The organism is Streptomyces sp. NPDC002817 (assembly GCF_053592055.1).
In genome coordinates this window covers 1-19027 of record NZ_JBSFUY010000065.1, presented here as the reverse complement: position 1 = coordinate 19027, position 19027 = coordinate 1, and the positions used below count along the sequence as shown (strand labels likewise).

The 19027-nt window shown below is 71.6% G+C and carries 8 protein-coding genes and 1 pseudogene; all 9 read left to right on the top strand.

Going from position 1 to position 19027, the window contains the following annotated elements; translation table 11 throughout:
• Positions 1-2740: SDR family NAD(P)-dependent oxidoreductase (locus ACWD3I_RS47870; protein ID WP_451084432.1), on the top strand; the 2740-nt coding region annotated here is incomplete at its 5' end.
• Positions 2741-2754: 14 nt separating this feature from the next.
• Positions 2755-8160 carry an SDR family NAD(P)-dependent oxidoreductase gene (locus tag ACWD3I_RS47865; RefSeq protein ID WP_365412197.1) on the top strand — a complete coding sequence of 1802 codons (5406 nt, stop codon included), beginning with the start codon at positions 2755-2757 and terminating at the stop codon, positions 8158-8160.
• A 10-nt stretch (positions 8161-8170) separates the two neighbouring features.
• The gene (locus ACWD3I_RS47860; protein WP_365412200.1) at positions 8171-8584 is read left to right on the top strand and encodes a nuclear transport factor 2 family protein; all 414 of its coding nucleotides are present in this window, start codon (positions 8171-8173) and stop codon (positions 8582-8584) included.
• Positions 8577-9404, top strand: a complete 828-nt coding sequence (locus tag ACWD3I_RS47855; RefSeq protein WP_365412203.1) for a class I SAM-dependent methyltransferase — start codon at positions 8577-8579, stop codon at positions 9402-9404. Before ACWD3I_RS47860 ends, ACWD3I_RS47855 begins: the two co-directional genes overlap by 8 nt.
• 144 nt (positions 9405-9548) lie before the next feature.
• A complete protein-coding gene (locus tag ACWD3I_RS47850; protein ID WP_365412206.1) occupies positions 9549-10733 on the top strand; it encodes an LLM class flavin-dependent oxidoreductase in 1185 nt (394 codons plus the stop codon).
• A complete protein-coding gene (locus ACWD3I_RS47845) occupies positions 10730-11518 on the top strand; it encodes an alpha/beta fold hydrolase (protein ID WP_365412209.1) in 789 nt (262 codons plus the stop codon). Before ACWD3I_RS47850 ends, ACWD3I_RS47845 begins: the two co-directional genes overlap by 4 nt.
• On the top strand, positions 11502-12182 hold the full coding sequence (locus tag ACWD3I_RS47840; RefSeq protein WP_451084431.1) for an NADPH-dependent FMN reductase: 681 nt from the start codon (positions 11502-11504) through the stop codon (positions 12180-12182). Before ACWD3I_RS47845 ends, ACWD3I_RS47840 begins: the two co-directional genes overlap by 17 nt.
• A gap of 121 nt (positions 12183-12303) precedes the next feature.
• Positions 12304-17250 carry a type I polyketide synthase gene (locus tag ACWD3I_RS47835; RefSeq protein ID WP_451084430.1) on the top strand — a complete coding sequence of 1649 codons (4947 nt, stop codon included), beginning with the start codon at positions 12304-12306 and terminating at the stop codon, positions 17248-17250.
• Positions 17247-19027 (top strand): annotated as a pseudogene (locus ACWD3I_RS47830) (type I polyketide synthase); the annotation flags it as partial. The gene ACWD3I_RS47835 and the pseudogene ACWD3I_RS47830, both read left to right, overlap by 4 nt.

Here is a 19027-nt window from a genome sequence, read left to right as displayed (position 1 = left end):
GGGGTTGTCGGTGGCGGCGGTCAACGGGCCGTTGTCGACGGTGGTGTCGGGTGATGTGGCGGCGTTGGAGGAGTTGCTGGCCCGGGTGCCCGAGGCGCGGCGGATCCCGGTGGATTACGCGTCGCATTCGTCGCATGTGGACCGGATCGGCGGCGAGATCCGTGAGGCTCTGGACGGCATCACGCCTCGTACTGGTGAGATCCCGTTCATCTCCAGTGTCACTGGGGAGGTGTTGGACACGGCCGGGCTGGATCCGGAGTACTGGGTGAGCAACCTGCGTCGGACGGTGCGTTTCCGCGACGCCGTAGCCACCGCGCTCGCCGCCGGTCATCAGGTGTTCGTCGAGGCCAGCCCGCACCCCATCCTCTCGATTGGCGTGATGGAGACGGCCGAAGCCGTGGGCGTCGATGCCCTGGCCGCCGGGACCCTGCGCCGCGACGAAGGCGGTACGGCGCGTCTGCTGACCTCGCTCGCCGAAGTCCATGTGAGGGGGGTCCCGGTCGACTGGCCACCGGCGTTCACGGGCAGCGGCGCACGCCGGGCCGAGCTGCCCACGTACGCCTTCCAACACCGCCGCTACTGGCTCGAACCGGTCGCGGCGCAGAGTCGCGACACCTCGGACAAGGACGAGAGCCGGTTCTGGGAGGCGGTGGAGCGCCTGGACATGCAGGGGCTGGCCGACCTGCTGGGGGTGCCGTCGGTGAACGGGATGACGGATGTCCTGCCGATGCTGTCGACCTGGCGGCGGCAGCGACGCGAGCTGGCCACCGTGGACAGCTGGCGCTACCGCGTCCAGTGGTGCCCCCTGGAAGTCGGCCGGGGAGCCGGGCCCGTCCTGTCCGGCACCTGGCTTCTGGCAGTGCCCCGGGCTGACGTCGGCGACGACGTGGAGCGGGCACTCACGGCATGTGGTGCCGAAGTCCGGCGGCTCGTCGTGTCGTCGGCCGACGTGGACCGTGAAGCGCTGGCCGGGCGGCTGCACGATGCGGACGTCGAGAGTGCGACGGGCGTACTCTCGCTGCTCGCGGCGGATGACCTGCCCTGGGCGGGACGGGCCTGGTTGAGGACGGGGCTGGCGGCGACGGTTGCATTCGTCCAGGCGCTCGGCGATCTCGGCGCGGCGGCACCCGTGTGGTGCGTGACCCGGGGTGCCGTGTCAACGGGGGACGCCGACTCGCCCGCACGGCCTGACCAGGCCGCGCTGTGGGGGTTCGGGCGCGTTGTCGCACTGGAGCGGCCCCGGGCATGGGGCGGGCTCGTGGACCTGGCAGACGATGCCGACAGTGACGCGTTGGAGAAGCTGTGCGCCGTGTTGGCGGGTGGTGACGGCGAGGATCAGGTGGCGATCCGGCCCGCCGGGGTGTTCGGCCGGAGGCTGGCGCCCGCTCCGCTCGGGGAACGGCCCCCCGTACGGGCATGGCGACCGGGCGGCACCGTTCTGATCACCGGCGGAGCGGGCGCGATCGGGATGCGGCTGGCCCGCTGGTTCGCGCACCACGGCGCCGGACACGTGCTGCTCGCCGGACGCCGCGGTGGACGGGCTCCCGGAGTGGGGGAGTTGACGGCGGAGCTGGCGGAGCTGGGCGTGCTGGTCACGGCTGCCGAGTGCGATGTCACCGACAGGAAGGCGGTAGAGGCCATGCTGGCTGCCGTACCGGCCGAGCAGCCGTTGACCGCCGTTGTCCACGCGGCGGGCATCGGCCAGTCCACGACGGTCGAGGAGACCGGCCTCCCGGAGTTCGCCGGAATCATGGCTGGCAAGGCGGCCGGTGTCGAGGCACTGGATGCGGCGCTGGGCGACCGCCCGCTAGACGCCTTCGTGCTGTTTTCCTCCAACTCCGGGGTCTGGGGCAGCGGCCGACACGGCGCGTACGCGGCCGCCAACGCCTACCTGGACGCGTTCGCCGAGCAGCGCCGGGCCCGCGGGCTGACCTGCACCTCCGTGGCCTGGGGCAACTGGGGGGCGGGCGGCATGCTGGCCGATGACGGGTATGCCGAATACCTCAGCCGCCGTGGGGTGTTGGAGATGGACCCCGACCTGGCGATCACGGCGATGGCCGCGGCAGTCGAGCACGACGAGGCCTTCGTGGCCGTCGCCGCCATGGACTGGGAGCGGTTCGGCATAGGCTTCACCTCCGGCCGCCCCAGCCCGTTGATCGGCGAACTCCCGGAGATCCGCCGGTTGTCGGAGGCCGAGGAGCCCGAGAGCGAAGGGGCATCGGCGCTCGCCGAGCGGTTGGCCCGCGCCTCCTCCGCCGAACGGGACACCGCGCTCTCCGCGCTGGTGGCAGCCGAGGCGGCTGCTGTGCTCGGGCACGCCTCCCCGGACGAGATCGAACCCGGACGGCCCTTCAAGGACCTCGGATTCGAATCGCTGACGGCTGTCGAGCTGCGCAACCGGCTCCAGACCGCCACCGGGCTGCGCCTGCCGGCGTCGCTGGTCTTCGACCACCCGACCCCGTCGGCCGTCGTGGAGCGGCTGCGTGGCGCACTGCCGCCGTCGCCGGGGGAGGGCGGGCCGGACCGGACGGTCCTCGGTGAACTGGACCGGCTGGAAGAGGCCGTCGCCGCCTTGCCGTTGGGTGCGCAAGTGCCGTCCCAGACGGTTCGCCGGTTGCAGTCGCTGCTGTGGCGGCTTGGTGGGGATGGGGCGGCGGCCACCGCGTCCGGCGACGTCGATCTCGGCGAGGCGTCGGCGGAAGACCTGTTCGACATGATCGATCGCGAGCTCGGGGCGTGAGGGGAGACGGGCCGATGACGCACGACGAAGAGAAGCTGCTGACGTACCTTCGACGCGCGACGACCGAGCTGCGCCAGTCACAGCAACGGTTGCGACAGGTCGAGGAAAAGGCCACGGAACCCGTCGCGATCACAGGGATGGCCTGCCGCTTCCCCGGTGGGGCACGCTCTCCGGAGGAACTGTGGGAGCTGGTGGCGGCAGGTGGCGACGCCATATCCGACTTCCCCGACAACCGTGGCTGGGACGTGGCGGGTACCTACGACCCGAACCCGGACCAGCCCGGCCGGACGTACGTACGACAGGCCGGGTTCCTGCACGAGGCGGCCGAGTTCGACGCCGAGGCGTTCGGGATCTCACCGCGCGAGGCTCTGGCCATGGATCCGCAGCAGCGGCTGCTGCTGGAGACGTCCTGGGAGGCCATCGAAAGGGCGAGGATCCCGCCCCTGTCGCTGCGCGGCGAGTCGGTCGGCACGTTCGTCGGCTTCAACAACGGCGACTACGCCACCGACGTGCGCCGGCTTCCCGACGGGATGGAAGGCCACATGGGTACCGGCGGGATGGCCAGCATCATGTCCGGCCGCATCGCCTACTTCTTCGGCCTGGAGGGGCCGGCCGTCTCACTCGACACGGCGTGCTCGTCGTCGCTGGTCGCCCTGCACCTGGCCTGCCAGGCCCTGCGCAACGGCGAGTGCTCGATGGCACTCGCGGCCGGGGTCACCCTCATGTGCGGCATCACCGGGTTCGTCGAGTTCAGTCGGCAGCGCGTACTCGCCGCCGACGGCCGGTGCAAGGCGTTCGGGGCGGGTGCGGACGGCTTCGGCCCCTCCGAGGGCGTCGGCGTACTGCTGTTGGAGCGGCTGTCCGACGCCCGTCGCAGCGGACGCCCGGTGCTGGCCGTCGTGCGGGGGAGCGCCGTCAACCAGGACGGAGCTTCCAACGGGCTGACCGCCCCCAACGGCCCTGCCCAGGAGCGGGTCATCGAGCAGGCTCTGGCGTCCGCACGGCTCGCCCCGGCGGACGTTGACGCCGTCGAGGCACACGGCACCGGCACCACCCTGGGCGACCCGATCGAGGCTCAGGCCCTGCTGGCCGCCTACGGCCGGGGGCGTGGCCCCGACCAACCGCTGTGGCTCGGTTCCGTCAAGTCGAACATCGGGCACACCGGGTCCGCGGCGGGCGTGGCCGGTGTGATCAAGACGGTCATGGCGCTCCGCCGCGAACTGCTGCCGAGGACACTGCACGCCCAGGAGCCCTCGCCGCGCGTCGACTGGTCCGTCGGCGGCGTGGAGCTGCTGAGCGAGGCCCGGCGCTGGACACGCGGCGACCGGATACGGCGGGCGGGGGTGTCAGCCTTCGGGATCAGCGGCACGAACGCCCACGTGATCCTCGAGGAAGCGCCGCGAACCGAGGACACATCGTGGCCCGAGAACGTTCCGGCGGCCTCGGTACGGGCCACGGCGTCGACGGAGCCCTCCGGGAGCCCTGCCCCCGCACTCGTGCCGATCGTGCTGTCCGGCGCCGGCCCCGACGCTCTGCGCGCTCAGGCCGCGCGGCTGCGCGATCACCTGACAGCCCACCCCGAACTGTCGCTCGCGGACTGCGCGCTCTCGACGGCCTCGACCCGGTCGGCACGTGCCCACCGGGGTGTCGTGATCGCCGGCGACCGCGTCACGGCGCTCGACGGACTCGCCGCCCTGGCCGAGGGCAGGCCCGCTGGCAACGTCGTCACCGGTGTCGCCCGGTCCGTCGGCGGTGTGGTGATGGTGTTTCCCGGCCAAGGCTCGCAATGGGTCGGCATGGCCACCGAGCTGATGGCTCACTCCCCGCTCTTCGCCGAGCGGATGAGGCAGTGCGACGAGGCACTGGCACCGTACGTCACCTGGTCACTCGTCGATGTCCTGACCGATCCGGACGGACACGGCCTGGAACGGGTCGACGTGGTGCAGCCGGTCCTGTGGGCCGTGATGGTCTCGCTGGCCGGACTGTGGCGTTCCTTCGGAGCAGTGCCTGCCGCCGTCCTTGGCCACTCCCAGGGCGAGATCGCCGCAGCAGTCACGGCCGGCGCGCTGACGCTGGAGGACGGCGCACGGGTGGTCGCACTGCGCAGCAGGGAGCTGCTGGCGCTGTCGGGCGGGGGCGGCATGGCCTCGCTGCCGTTCGCCGCGGAGCACGTCAAGGAACTGATCGCGGACACCGACCTGTCGATCGCGGCCGTCAACGGCCCTTCCGCGACAGTCGTCTCCGGCGGCACGCAGGAGATCGACGATCTGGTCGCCCGGGTACCGGAAACCCGGAGGATCCCGGTCGACTACGCCTCCCACTCAGCGCAGGTCGACGGCATCGGCGAGGACATCCTGCGGGCCCTGGACGGGATTGCGCCGCGCCCGGGCCCAGTTCCCTTCTTCTCCTGCGTCACCGGGGGGACTCACGACCCGACCGGCCTGAACCCCCAGTACTGGGTGGACAACCTGCGGGGCCGCGTCCGCTTCCACGACGCCGTGGGTGCCGTACTGGGGCAGGGACACCGGGTGTTCATCGAGTGCTCGCCGCATCCGGTGCTCGCCCCCGGCGTCGAGGAGACCGCGGCGGACGGGGGCGTCGAGGCCGCCGTGATCAGTACGCTGCATCGGTCCGACGGCGGTCTGCCGCGCCTCATCACCGCCCTAGCCGAGGCCTACGTGCGCGGTGTGCCGATCGACTGGAGCGCCCTGTTCGCGGGCACGGAGGCCACCGTCGTCGACCTGCCCACCTACGCCTTCCAGCGCAGGCGCTACTGGCTGCCGGACCACGACCGTGGGGCCGTGGACGTCGCGGCCGCCGGACTCGCCGAAGCCGACCACCCTCTTCTGGCAGCCGGCACGCGGGTGGCGCACGGCGAGCAGCACCTGTTCGTCTCCCGGCTGCCGGACGAAAGCCTGCTGACGGGTACGAGCCTCGTCGAACTGGCCCTGCGCGCGGGTCAGGAGACGGGCTGCCCACGGCTGGACAAGCTGACGGTCGACGCGGCGCCGACGTCCACCGACACCGCGGTCACGTGCCAGGTCTGGGTAGGGGCACCGGACGACCAGGGCCGACGGCCGCTGACCGTGCACTCCGGCCCCGACGCCCTGGGCGACACCTGGACACGGCGGGCCACGGGACGGCTCGGCCCGGTCCCCGGGGCGAGCCCCGCCGGCCTCCAAACGTGGCCGCCCGCCGCGTGGCGGGAGGGGGCGATCGTGTACTCTGAGGCCGCTCTCGACGACGAACAACGAACGCGGGCCGACGGCTACGGGCTGCATCCACTGCTCCTCGACGCCGCCCTGGCGGAGAGCCGCAGCCTGCTGGAGGAGGCCGACGGCCAGACGTGGGAGCCGCACGTCTGGCGCGGGGTGACCTTGTTCGCCGACGGCGCGACCGACCTTCGGGTACAGGCCGTGCACGGCGGCCCGCAGACCATGTCCCTGCTGCTCGCCGATGCGACAGGCGCGCCTGTGGCCGCCGTCGAGGCCGTGGAGTGGAAGCCGGTCACGGCGGCCCGGCCGGCCGACACGGCAGGCAACGTGCTGCACCGTGTCGAATGGCGTCAGCTGCCCACCGCGACGGGGACCGTGGCGGAGGGGGACTGGGGCGAGCTCGGCGACACGGTCACGGACCCCGAAACCGTCCCCGGCCTGGTCGTGTTGCCGGTCAGGACGGCGGACGGGGACGAACCGGCCGCCGTCGTGCGGCGCACCACGGCCGCCGTTCTCACCACCCTGCAACGCCGACTGGCGGACCGGCGCTTCGACGGATCGCGGATGGTGCTGGTCACCGAGCGCGCGGTGGCCGCCGCACCGGGCGAGGCGCCCACCCTGGCCGCGGCACCGATCTGGGGGCTGGTCAGGTCCGCGCAGGCCGAGTACCCCGGACGACTGCTGCTCGTCGACGTGGACGGTACGGATGAGTCGCGGAGCGCGCTGAAGGCGGCGGTGGCGGCCGCCGTGGAAGCCGACGAGAACCAGGTGGCGCTGCGCCTGGGCAGAGTCCTGGTGCCGCGCCTGACGCGACTGCCCGGCACGTCCACCGCGCCCGGCCGGGCACGGCGCCTGGCCGATCGCGTCGTGGCCGGGACCGTCGTCATCACCGGCGGCACCGGTGCGCTGGGCAGAGTCCTCGCCCGCCACATGGTCACGCGCTACGGAGCGCGCCGGCTGACTCTGCTGAGCCGCCGCGGGCCGCGGGCCCCGGGCGCCGCCGCCCTCCGGGCCGAACTGGCGGAGCTAGGCGCGGAGGCAGCCGTGGTCGCCTGCGATGTGACGGAGCGGGAACAGCTCGCCGCCGTGCTCGCCGCCGTCCCCGCCGACCGTCCGCTCGGCGCCGTGCTGCACCTCGCCGGAACGCTCGGTGACGCCACCCTCGCGTCCCTCACACCCGACCGCCTGGATCTGGTGCTCGCCCCCAAGGTGCTCGGCGCCCTCCATCTGCACCGGCTCCTGGACGAGCCGGACTCGGCGCCCCTGGTGCTGTTCTCCTCCCTCGCGGCCCAGCTCGGACCCGCCGGGCAGGCCAACTACGCGGCGGCCAATGCCTACCTGGACGGGCTGGCCGCACACCGGCTGGCACAAGGGTTGTCAACCTGCGCGCTCGCCTGGGGACCCTGGTCGCCGGACGAAGCCGAAACGGACGGGATCGGCACCGCCACCGACCCAGTGACCCGTGAACGGTCCGGGCTGCTGCCCTGGCCGGTCGATGCCGCGCTGGAGGCCTTCGACACTGCCCTCGCACAGGACGAGGCGCTGTTGATCCCGGTACGGTTCGACGCCACGGCCATCCGGGCCAGGGCCGCGGACGAGCCACTTCCGTCGGTACTGCGCGGCCTCTTCGGCGGCGCCACACGCCGTCGCGTCGGCGCCGCCTCCGCGCAGGGTGCCCCGCAGTGGGCGCAGCGGCTGGACGGGTTGTCCGCCGATGCCCGGCGCGGCTTGTTCCTGGAGCTTGTGCGGGACCAGGTGGCCAGCGTCCTCGGACATGAGGCGGCCGACACCCTGGACCCGCGACGCCCCTTCAGCGACCTGGGGTTCGACTCGCTCAGCGGGGTGCGGCTGCGCAACCGGCTGAGCGCGGAGACCGGACTGAGTCTGCCGCCCGCCCTGGTGTTCACGTATCCCACCATGGGTGACCTGGCCGCGTACCTGGACGAGCAGCTGGCCCGGAGCACCGGTCCGGCGGCCGAGGCCAAGGAGCCCGGCCAGGCCGAACTGGACCAGCTGGAGCGGGCCCTGAGCGGTGACGCGCTGGACGCCGTGGTCCGCGACCGCGTCCTGCGCCGCATGGAAGCGCTGCTGTGGAAGGCCCGTGCCGGTGACGACGCGGAGGGCGGACTCGGCACCACCGACCTGGACGCGGTGAGCGACGACGAGATGTTCGACCTGATCGACCGACAACTGGGAACAGGCTGACGAGGGAGCCATGGAGACCGAACCGGTGAAGGCAGAACTGCGCCGCAAGCAGGTGGTCGACGAGTACTTCCGTCGTCTCGACGCCGGCGACGTGCCCGGAGTGCTCGCCCTGTTCGCGGACGACGCGCGGATCGAGGACCCGGTGGGCCACCCGGCCCACGAGGGGGACACCGCCCGGGAGACATACGTGAGCAAACAGGTGCGCCGGGGGGCCCGGCTGACCCCCGGCACCCTCGTGGCCTCCCATGACGAGGAACAGGTGGCCGTGCCGTACACGGTGTCCACGACCGCAGAGGTCATCGACGCGCTCGGCCTGTTCCGCGTCGGCCCGGCCGGGACCATCACGGAGATCCGCGTCTTCTCGGGCATGACCGACCGGCGCCCGACCGACGCACCTGAGCACAGGAAGGACCGCGATGACTGACGCGACCGCCCGGGAGAAGGCCGACCTCCCCCCGCTGCAACTCACCTCACTGGTCTCGCTCTATGCCAAGGCCCTGGACAGCTTGGCCAAGCGTCCCGTGCTGGGCGACCGGGGTGCCGCCACGACCGTCCGCCGTCTCGACCACGACTTCCGCAGCCTGAAGTTGCGGCGCGACGACGCGGTCGCCACCGTGGCGCGCGCGGCGCAACTGGACCGCTGGAGCCAGGAGTTCCTCGACGGTCATCCGGAAGCCGACGTCCTGCACCTGGGGTGCGGCCTGGACCGGCGGGTCGAGCGGCTGCCCGCGGCGGTCGGCCGTGACTGGTACGACGTCGACCTGCCCGAGACGGTCGATCTGTGCCGGCGGCTGTTCGACCCCCTACCCGGCCACCAGTGGCTGGCCCGCTCCGTCACCGACCCGGACTGGCAGGAGAACCTGCCGGAGCGCCCGTCGGTTCTCGTGGTCGCCGAGGCGCTGACGATGTTCCTAGACGAGCAGTCGATGCGCGCCCTGGTCGAGGGAGTCGTCGCGCGCTATCCGCACGGTTGCCTCCTGTTCGACGCCTACACCCCCCTCGCCGTGCAGACCATGCGGAAGCACCCCACGTTCCAGGCCGTCGGCACCGGACCCACCTGGGGTATCGACGACGCTCGCGCTTTCGAGCGGTGGGTGCCCGGACTGACGTACGACCGGGAGTGGTACCTCGTCGGCTCCCGGCACATTTTCCGGATGCCGCCGCTGTCGATCCTCATCTCCGGCGTGATGTATCTGCACCCCGGACTCCGCCGCTACAGCAGGCTTGTCCGACTGACCTGGTAAGGGGCGAATAGGGGTACGCACCGGAGGGCCGTCTCCCTATCCTGAGACGGGAAGAAAGAGGGGCTCATGAGGGTCATATGGTTTCACATGCAGGGGTACCGCGATCTTCCGGACGATTTACAGGACCGCTATGAAAGCGTCTGGGTGACCGCGCCGAACGACGAGTTGTGCGACCCAGAGACCGCTGGTCGATATCTGAACTGGAATCTCGACGAGCTGGAGTACGCGGACGATCTGGGATTCGATGGAATAGGCACCAACGAACACCATCAGAACGGATACGGGTTTCCGGTCTCCCCTCATATGACCGCGTCCGTCCTGGCGCGCCGGAAGTCGGACGCGGCGATCTGTCTGCTGGGGACCACGCTGCCGACCTACCACCCGCTGCGGGCCGCCGAGGAACTGGCGATGCTCGACTGCATGAGCGGCGGGCGGCTGATCACGGGCTGGCCGGTGGGCACGTCGATGGACACGGTCGGCAACTTCGGGATCCCGCCGGACGAGGTGCGCCCCCGCTACTACGAGGCGCACGACCTGATCAAGGCCGCCTGGACCAGGCCCGGTCCGTTCCCCTTCAACGGCAAGTACACCAAGCTCCGCCACGTCAACCCATGGCCCAAGCCCCTTCAGCGGCCGCATCCCCCGATCTGGATGGCCGGCGGCGGTTCCCTGGAGACGTATCACTTCGCGGCGCAGAACAACTACACGTTCAACTACCTGAGTTTTGCCGGCTACCAGATGGCCCGCGCACTGATGCAGAGCTTCTGGCTCACAGCCGAGCACTACGGCCTCGACGACAACCCCTACCGGGCGGGGTTCGCCCAGCTCGTCTGCGTGGCCGACACCGACGCCGAGGCCCGGCGGCTCTACGAGAAGCACGTCCTGAACTTCTTCAACAAGTCGATGTACATCGCGCCGCACTTCTCCCGCGTCCCGGGCTACATGTCCCGCGAGAGCGTGGAGAAGATGCTCCAGAAGACCGGCGCGGCCACCACGTTCGGGGCGGCCCCCGTCGATGCCCGGCCCACCTGGGACAGCATCGTCGAGAAGCAGGGAGCGGTCATCGCCGGCAGCCCCGACACGGTCGCGCACCGCCTGACGGACATGATCAAGGGCCTGCGGATCGGCCACCTGATCACCATCATGCAGATCCAGTCGATGCCCACCGACCTGACCAAGCACAGCACCAAACTGTTCGCCGAGAAGGTCATGCCCCGCATCCAGCGCATCTGGCGGGACACCCCGTACGAGGACCACTGGTGGCCCAGCGGCGCGACCCGCAACACCGCACCGCTGGAAGGCAGCCCGGCGGGAGGCGCGGCCCGATGAGCCAGGCGACCACGACCCCCGTCGAACTCGGCGGCGGACTCGCTCCCAACCCCGTGATGGCGCACGGCGACGGCAGCCCCCTGGTGTACCTGCACGGTCCGTTCGGCCAGGAATGGTCCGGCTACCTGGACGACCTGGCCGCGCACCGCCGTGTGTACGCCCCCGCCAACCCCGGCGCCGACGACCCCGCCGACCTGCGTCTGCTGGACCACCTCTGGGACCTCGTCCTCTACTACGACGAGCTGTTCGACCGCCTCGGCCTCGGCATCATCGACCTGGTCGGCCATTCCTACGGTGGCATGGTGGCCGCCGAGTACGCGGCGGCCTATCCGGCGCGGGTCCGGCGACTGGTGCTGATCGACGCCATGGGCCTGTGGCGCGACGACGCCCCCGTCAACGAGTTCGTCACCGTCGCGCCCGAGACCCTGGACAGCCAACTCTGGCACGACCGGACGGAATCGGCGGTGGCCGCGTTTCGCGCCGTCCCCGAGGACGTCGAGGAGTCGCACGCCCGTCTGCTCCGCCGCTTCGGGGCCGTGGCCAGCACCGCCCACTTCAGCTACCCCATCCCCGAACGGGGTCTGGTCAAGCGGCTGCGCCGCATCACCGCCGACACCCTCCTGATATGGGGAGCCGACGACGGCCTGGTCCCGCCCGTGTACGCCGAGGACTTCGCACGCCGACTGCCCTCCGCCACCTGCGAGATCGTGGCCGCCGCGGGCCACTATCCCCACGTGGAACAGCGAGAACGGGTTTCACGCCGCACCCTTGAGTTCCTGGCCTGAGACGACCATGGACAACCACACTCCCACGACGCCCGAGGCCTCCCCGACTCCGCCGCCGATCCGCGTCCTGGCCCTGGGCGGTTCCATCCGACCGCACTCGTCCTCCGGACTCGCCCTGGCCCGTACGGCGGCCATGGCCGAACTCTGCGGCGCCACCGTTTCGTTGCTCACCGGCCGCGACCTGGTGCTGCCCATGTACGAACCGGACTCCGCCGCACGGTCCGCCGAGGCCCGCCGGCTGTTGGCCGGGGTCCGCGCCGCGGACGCCCTGCTGCTGTGTTCGCCGGGCTACCACGGCACCGTCTCCGGGCTGGTCAAGAACGCCCTGGACCATCTGGAGGAGCTGCGCCAAGACGACCGCCCCTATCTGGACGGCATGCCGGTCGGATGCATCACCGTCGCCCATGGCTGGCAGGCGGCCGTCGGCACCCTGCACACCCTGCGCGCCACCGTCCACGCCCTGCGCGGCTGGCCCACCCCGCTCGGCGTCGCCGTGAACGGGGCGGCGACCTCCCTCGACGGCGACGAGCGGGCCACCGACCCCGGAGTACTCGGACAGCTTTCCCAGGTCGCCGCCCAGGTGGTCGATTTCGCTCGGACCGCGAAATCGGTCGGCCTGGCCCGGGAACCCACCGCGGTGACCGCCGGAGGCGCGCAGAAATAGAGGACCGCCAAAGGCGCGAAACAACAGTGATGGATACGCTGTGCGACCGAAAAGGACCACGGCGAGCACATCGGTTCCCGTACACGACCACAATTCGACAGGCTCACCTGGTGGGGTTGATATGGCGATGGAGAACGAGGAAAAACTCCGTGACTATCTCAAGCGGGTCACGGCCGAACTCGGTCAGACACGGGAACGCCTCCTCGAAGTTTCCCAGGCCGGGCGAGAACCGATCGCCATTGTCGGAATGGCATGTCGTTTTCCCGGCGGAGTGAGTTCCCCCGAGGAGCTGTGGGATCTGGTCCACGACGGACGCGACGCCATATCGGCCTTCCCGACGGACCGCGGCTGGCCCCAGGACCTCTACGACCCCGACCCCGACCGGGCCGGCAAGAGCTACGTCCGCGAGGGCGGCTTCATCGAGGGCGCCGCCGACTTCGACCCCTCCTTCTTCGGTATCTCACCGCGCGAGGCCCTGGCCATGGACCCCCAGCAGCGACTGGCCCTGGAGTCCGCGTGGCACGCCTTCGAAAGCGCCGGCATCGACCCCGCCGGGCTCAAGGGCAGCAAGACGGGCGTGTTCGTCGGTGCGGTCACCACCGACTACTTCACCCGCCTGGACCGGGTGCCCGACGGTATGGAGGGCTACCTCGCCACCGGCAGCATGACCAGCGTCACCTCCGGACGCGTCGCCTACGCCTTCGGCCTGGAAGGCCCGGCGATCAGCGTCGACACCGCCTGCTCGTCCTCGCTCGTCGCGCTCCACCTGGCCTGCCAGTCCCTCCGCAACGGCGAGTCCTCGCTGGCACTCGCCGGAGGCGTCGCCGTCATGCCGTCCCCGGCGGGTTTCGTGGAGTACAGCCGGCAGCGGGCGCTGGCCGCCGACGGACGCTGCAAGTCCTACGCCGACACCGCCGACGGCACCACGTGGTCGGAGGGCGCTGGCATGCTGCTCGTGGAGAAGCTGTCCGACGCACGGCGCAACGGCCACCCGGTGCTCGCGGTCATCGCGGGATCGGCCGCCAACCAGGACGGGGCGAGCAACGGGCTGTCGGCCCCCAGCGAGCTGAGTCAACGCGAGGTCATCCGCACAGCGCTGGCCAACGCCGGACTCGGCACCGGCGACGTGGACATGGTCGAAGGCCATGGCACCGGCACCGCACTCGGTGACCCGATCGAGGCCCAGGCCCTCCTGGCGACCTACGGCCAGGACCGGGGCGACGGCCCGCCGCTGCGGCTGGGCTCCATCAAGTCCAACCTCGGCCACTCCGGGCCGGCCGCCGGTGTCGCCGGCGTCATCAAGACGGTGATGGCCCTGCGGCACGGTGTCATGCCGAGGACGCTGCACGTCGACCGCCCGTCCACGCAGGTGGACTGGGCAGCGGGAGCGGTGTCGCTGCTGACCGAGTCCGAGCCGTGGACCGTGCCGGACGAGCGGCCCCGGCGTGCCGGCGTGTCCTCCTTCGGTGTCAGCGGCACCAACGTGCACGTCATCCTCGAGGAGTCGACCGCCGAAGACCGGGCCGCCGCCCCGGAACCCGGCCGAGAACCGGCCGCGATGGCCCTGACGGTCTCCGGACGCGGTGACGCGGGCCTGCGCGCCCAGGCCGATCGGCTGCGCCGGTTCCTCGTCGACCATCCGGACCTGCGCCTGGCCGACGTCGCCTGGTCCCTGGCGGCGACCCAGCCGACGCACTCGCATCGCGCCGTGGTGGTCGCCTCCGACCGCGCCGAGGCACTGAGCGGCCTGTCCGCGCTGACCGACGGTGAGCCGACCGCACCGACACCTGCGCGCGGGGCCGCCGACGACTGCCGGGTGGCGTTCGTCTTCCCCGGTCAGGGCTCGCAATGGGCGGGCATGGCCGTCGAACTGCTGGACGCGTCACCGCTCTTCGCCGACAGCATGGGCCGCTGTGACCAGGCCCTGCGGCCGTTCGTCGGCTGGTCCCTGCTGGAAGTCCTGCGCGATCCCGACGCCGACTGGCTGCTGCACGTCGACAAGTTGCAGCCGGTCCTGTGGGCCACCATGGTCTCCCTGGCCGACGTGTTGCGCGCCTCAGGTGTGGCCCCGGCCGCTGTCGCCGGCCACTCCCAGGGCGAGATCGCCGCGGCCGTCGTCGCCGGCGCGCTCAGCCTGGAGGACGGCGCGAAGGTCGTGGCCCGCCGCAGCCAGGCACTGATCTGGTTGAGCGGACTCGGCGGCATGGTCTCGCTCGCCGAGTCCGCCGAACGCACGCAAGACCTGCTGGCCTCGTGGGACGGCCGCCTGACGATCGCGGCCGTCAACGGCCCGTCCTCCACAGTGGTCGCCGGCGACGTGGCCGCCGTGGAGGACCTCCTCGCCCAGTCCGAACGACTGGGTGTCCGAGCCACCCGGATCCCCGTCGACTACGCCTCGCACTCCGCGCACGTCGATCTCATCGTCGGCGACATGCGCCAAGCGCTCTCCGACGTCTCACCGCGCCGGAGCGACGTGCCCTTCATCTCCAGCGTCTCCGGAAAGGTCCTGGACACCCGGCAACTGGACGCCGACTACTGGATCGCCAACCTCCGGAAGACCGTGCAGTTCGAGACCGCGGTGCACACCGCGCTCGACCTAGGGTGCCGGGCCTTCGTCGAAGTCGGTCCCCACCCCGTCCTCACCGTCGGGATCGAGGACACACTGCGCGACGCGGGAACCGAGGCCGCGGTGATCGGCACGCTGCGGCGCGACCAGGGAGGCCTGCCGCAGCTGCTGCGCTCCCTCGGCCGGGCCTGGGCGGCAGGCCTCCCCGTGGACTGGAACCCGTGGTTCGAGGGCAGCGGAGCCCGCCGTGTCGCCCTGCCCGGCTATGCGTTCCAGCGCGAACGGTACTGGCTGGAGTCGCCGGACACCGAGCAGTCGGCGGACACCGCGGACAACGCCACCGACGCCGGCCAGGACCAGTTCTGGGCCGCGGTCGAGAACGAGGACCTGAGCTCCCTCGCCGAGCTGCTGGACCTGGGCGACGGCCAAGCCCTGGCGCCCGCGCTGCCCTCCCTCACACAGTGGCGACGTCGGCAGCGCCGCAACGCGGCCACCGACGTCCTGCGGTACCAGAACGTCTGGTCCGTCTCCGAGGTCGTCCGTACGGGCGGGGACCTGTCAGGGACCTGGCTGCTCGTCGCCCCCGACGCCGGAGCCGAGGACCTGGTCACGGCCTGCGCCAAGACCCTCAGCGAGCACGGTGCCGAACCGATGTACCTGGGCGTCGCACCGCAGGACACCGTCGACGACACCCTGGCCGACCGCGTCGCCGAGATCGTCGAGACCACCCCCGGCCTCCACGGAGTGGTGTCACTGCTGGCCGTGGACGACCGCCCCCACCCGGACGCGGAAGTGGTGCAGGCCGGACTCGCCGGCAACGCCGCTCTCATCCGGGCCCTGGCCCGGGCCACGGACGCCACCGGCACGGCGGCGCAGCTGTGGTTCCTCACCCAGGGCGCGGTCTCCGCCACCAGGAACGACCGGGTCAGCCACCCCCAACAGGCCTTGACCTGGGGCCTGGGCCGGGTCGCGGCGCGCGAGCACCCGCGGTTGTGGGGCGGACTCGTCGACCTGCCCCAGGAGATGAGCGACCCGGTGCGCGAACGGCTGTCGGCCGTCCTGGCGGGCATCGACGGTGAGGACGAGGTCGCGGTGCGGTCCTGGGACGTCCTGGTCCGCAGGCTCGTGCGCGATCCGCTCGGCGACACCCCCGCCCTGCGCACCTGGCGGCCCGAGGGAACCGTGCTCGTCACCGGTGGTACCGGAGCCCTCGGCCGCCATGTCGCGCGCTGGCTGGTGCACGCCGGCGCCCCGCACGTCCTGCTGCTCAGCCGCAGCGGCCCGGACGCCCCAGCGGCAACGGAACTCGCGGCCGAATTCGGGGACCGGATCACCGTTGCCGCCTGCGACATCGCCGACCGGGACGCCCTGGCCGACCAGCTCGCGGCCATCCCCGCGGACCAGCCGCTCACCGCGGTCGTCCACACCGCCGCCGCCCTCGACGACTGCGTCATCGACTCGCTCACCCCCACACGCATGGCGAACGTCCTGCGCGCCAAGGTGCGGGGCACCCTCAACCTGCACGAACTCACCCGTGACCGCGACCTGTCCGCGTTCGTGATGTTCTCCTCCTTCGGAGCGAGCCACGCATCCGCTGGCCTGGCCAACTACGCCCCCGGCAACGCCTTCCTCGACGCCTTCGCCGAGTACCGCCGCGCCGAGGGACTGTCCGCCACCACCGTCGCGTGGGGGACCTGGGCCGGCGCGGGAATGGCCGCGGGCGGCGCGGGCGAACGCGCCCGCATGCAGGGCCTGTACGAGATCGACCCGAAGCTCGCCGTCGACTCCCTGCAACGTGCCCTCGACCACGACGAGAGCCGCCCCGTGATCGTGGACATCCGGTGGGAGGACTTCACCCTCGGCATCGACCCCGACCGGCCGACCCGACTGTTCGACCTGCTGCCGGACGCCGAGCGTCTGCAGGAGAACACCACCGACGAGCAGACCCCCACGGGCGACGACACCACGGCCGACGACAGCTCCGGGCTGGTCGACCGGCTTGCCGGACTCGGCACCGCCGAACGCGACCAGGCACTGCTCGACCTGGTCCGCAAGCAGGCAGCCGCGGTGCTGGCGCACGGCACCTCGGGACATGGCTTCGCGGAAGCCGTCCAGCCCGACCGGGCCTTCCGGGAACTGGGCGTGGACTCCCTGAGCGGTGTCGAACTGCGCAACCGGCTCGGCGCCGCCACCGGGCTCAGCCTGCCCGCCTCCGTCGTGTTCGACCACCCGACCCCGGCCGAACTCGCCCGCCATCTGCGCCTGGAGCTCTTCGGCGAAGGCGACCCGATCCCCGGACTCCTGGAGATCGAGCAGCTGGAGGCGGCCCTCGCCCGGATCGATCCGTCGGACGACCGCGCCCACAGCGCCGTAGGCGAACGGCTTCGCGGCCTGATCACCACCTGGCGCGAGGTCCGACCCGACAGCGACACACACGACCAGGTCCGCGAGGCGAGCGACGTCGAACTCTTCGAGCTCCTGGACAAGGAGCTGGAGGCGTGACCTCACCGGCGGACAACGAGGCGAGGCTCCGGGACTATCTACGGCGCGCCACCGCCGACCTCCTGACGGCGCGCCGCCGGGTGGAGGAGCTGGAGGAGAGCACGCCCCTGGCCATCGTCGGCATGGCGTGCCGCCTGCCCGGCGGAGCCGACACACCGGAAGCGCTGTGGGACCTGGTGTCGTCGGGAGGCGACGCGATCGGCCCGTTTCCGGAAGATCGCGGCTGGGACCTCGGGGCGCTCCACGACACCGACTCCGGCCGCATCGGCACGTCGTACGTCCTTCAGGGCGGCTTTCTGGCGAACGCCGGTGACTTCGACGCCGAACTCTTCGGCGTCTCGCCGAAGGAAGCCCTGGCCATGGACCCCCAGCAGCGGTTGCTGCTGGAGACCTGCTGGGAGGCGCTGGAACGGTCGGGTCTAGACCCCACGGCCCTCAAAGGAACCCGCACCGGTGTGTTCGCCGGCACCTTTCCCAACGGGTACAACGACATCCTCAAGGAACCGCCCGCCGACGTCGCCGGCTACCTCACCACCGGCAACGCCTCCTCCACCCTGTGCGGACGGATCTCCTACGCCCTCGGCCTGGTCGGACCGTCGATCGCCGTCGACACCGCCTGCTCGTCGTCGCTGGTGGCACTGCACCTGGCCGTCACCTCCCTGAGGGCGGGGGAGTGCTCGCTGGCGCTGGTCGGGGGCGCCACGGTCATCGCCGAACCCGAGGTCTTCATGTCCCTCAGCCATCAGCGAGGCCTGTCCGGGGACGGCCGTTGCAGGGCGTTCGCCGACGGCGCCGACGGCACCGGTATGTCCGAGGGCGTGGGCGTTCTCGTGCTGGAACGGCTGTCGGACGCGGTGGCGCAGGGGCATCGGGTCCTGGCGGTGGTGCGGGGCTCGGCGGTCAACCAGGACGGCGCGTCCAACGGTCTCACCGCGCCCAACGGCCCGTCCCAGGAGGCCGTGATCCGCGCCGCGCTGGCGGACGCCCGCCTCAGCCCTTCGGAGATCGATGCCGTCGAGGGGCACGGGACCGGCACGACACTCGGCGATCCCATCGAGGCCGAGGCACTGCTGGCCACCTACGGCCGGGAGCGTGGTGAGCGCGCTCCCCTGTGGCTGGGATCGGTCAAGTCCAACATCGGACACACCCAGGCGGCGGCCGGCGTCGCGGGCGTCATCAAGACCGTGATGGCGCTGAGGAACGGGATACTGCCCCGCACCCTGCACATCGACGCACCGACCACCCACGTGAACTGGGACCGGGGACAGGTGCGCCTGCTGACCGAACCCCATCCCTGGACCCCCGTCGACGGCCGCCCACGCAGGGCCGCAGTCTCCTCTTTCGGGTACGGCGGCACCAACGCCCACGTGATCCTGGAGGAGGCGCCCGAAGCTCCGGCCCAGGACGCCGAAGGGCGCCGGCCCGAGGACAGGCCGCTGCCGTTCGTGCTCTCCGGCGGCTCGATGACCGCTCTCGAAGCCCAAGCCGCCCGGCTTCGTGACTTCCTCGGGAACGATGAAGCTGCCCGACTCACCGACGTGGCCTGGTCCTTGGCGTCCACCCGTGCCCGGCTCACGCATCGCACCGTGGTCGTTGCTTCCGACAGGACGCAGCTGCTCGCGGCCCTGCCGAGCCCATCCGCCGCGGGGGCCACTGGTGTGGCGGATGTGTCGGGGTCTCCGGTGTTGGTGTTTCCGGGGCAGGGGGCGCAGTGGGTGGGGATGGGGGTTGAGTTGTGGGATGCGTTGCCGGTGTTCGGTGAGCGGATGGCGGAGTG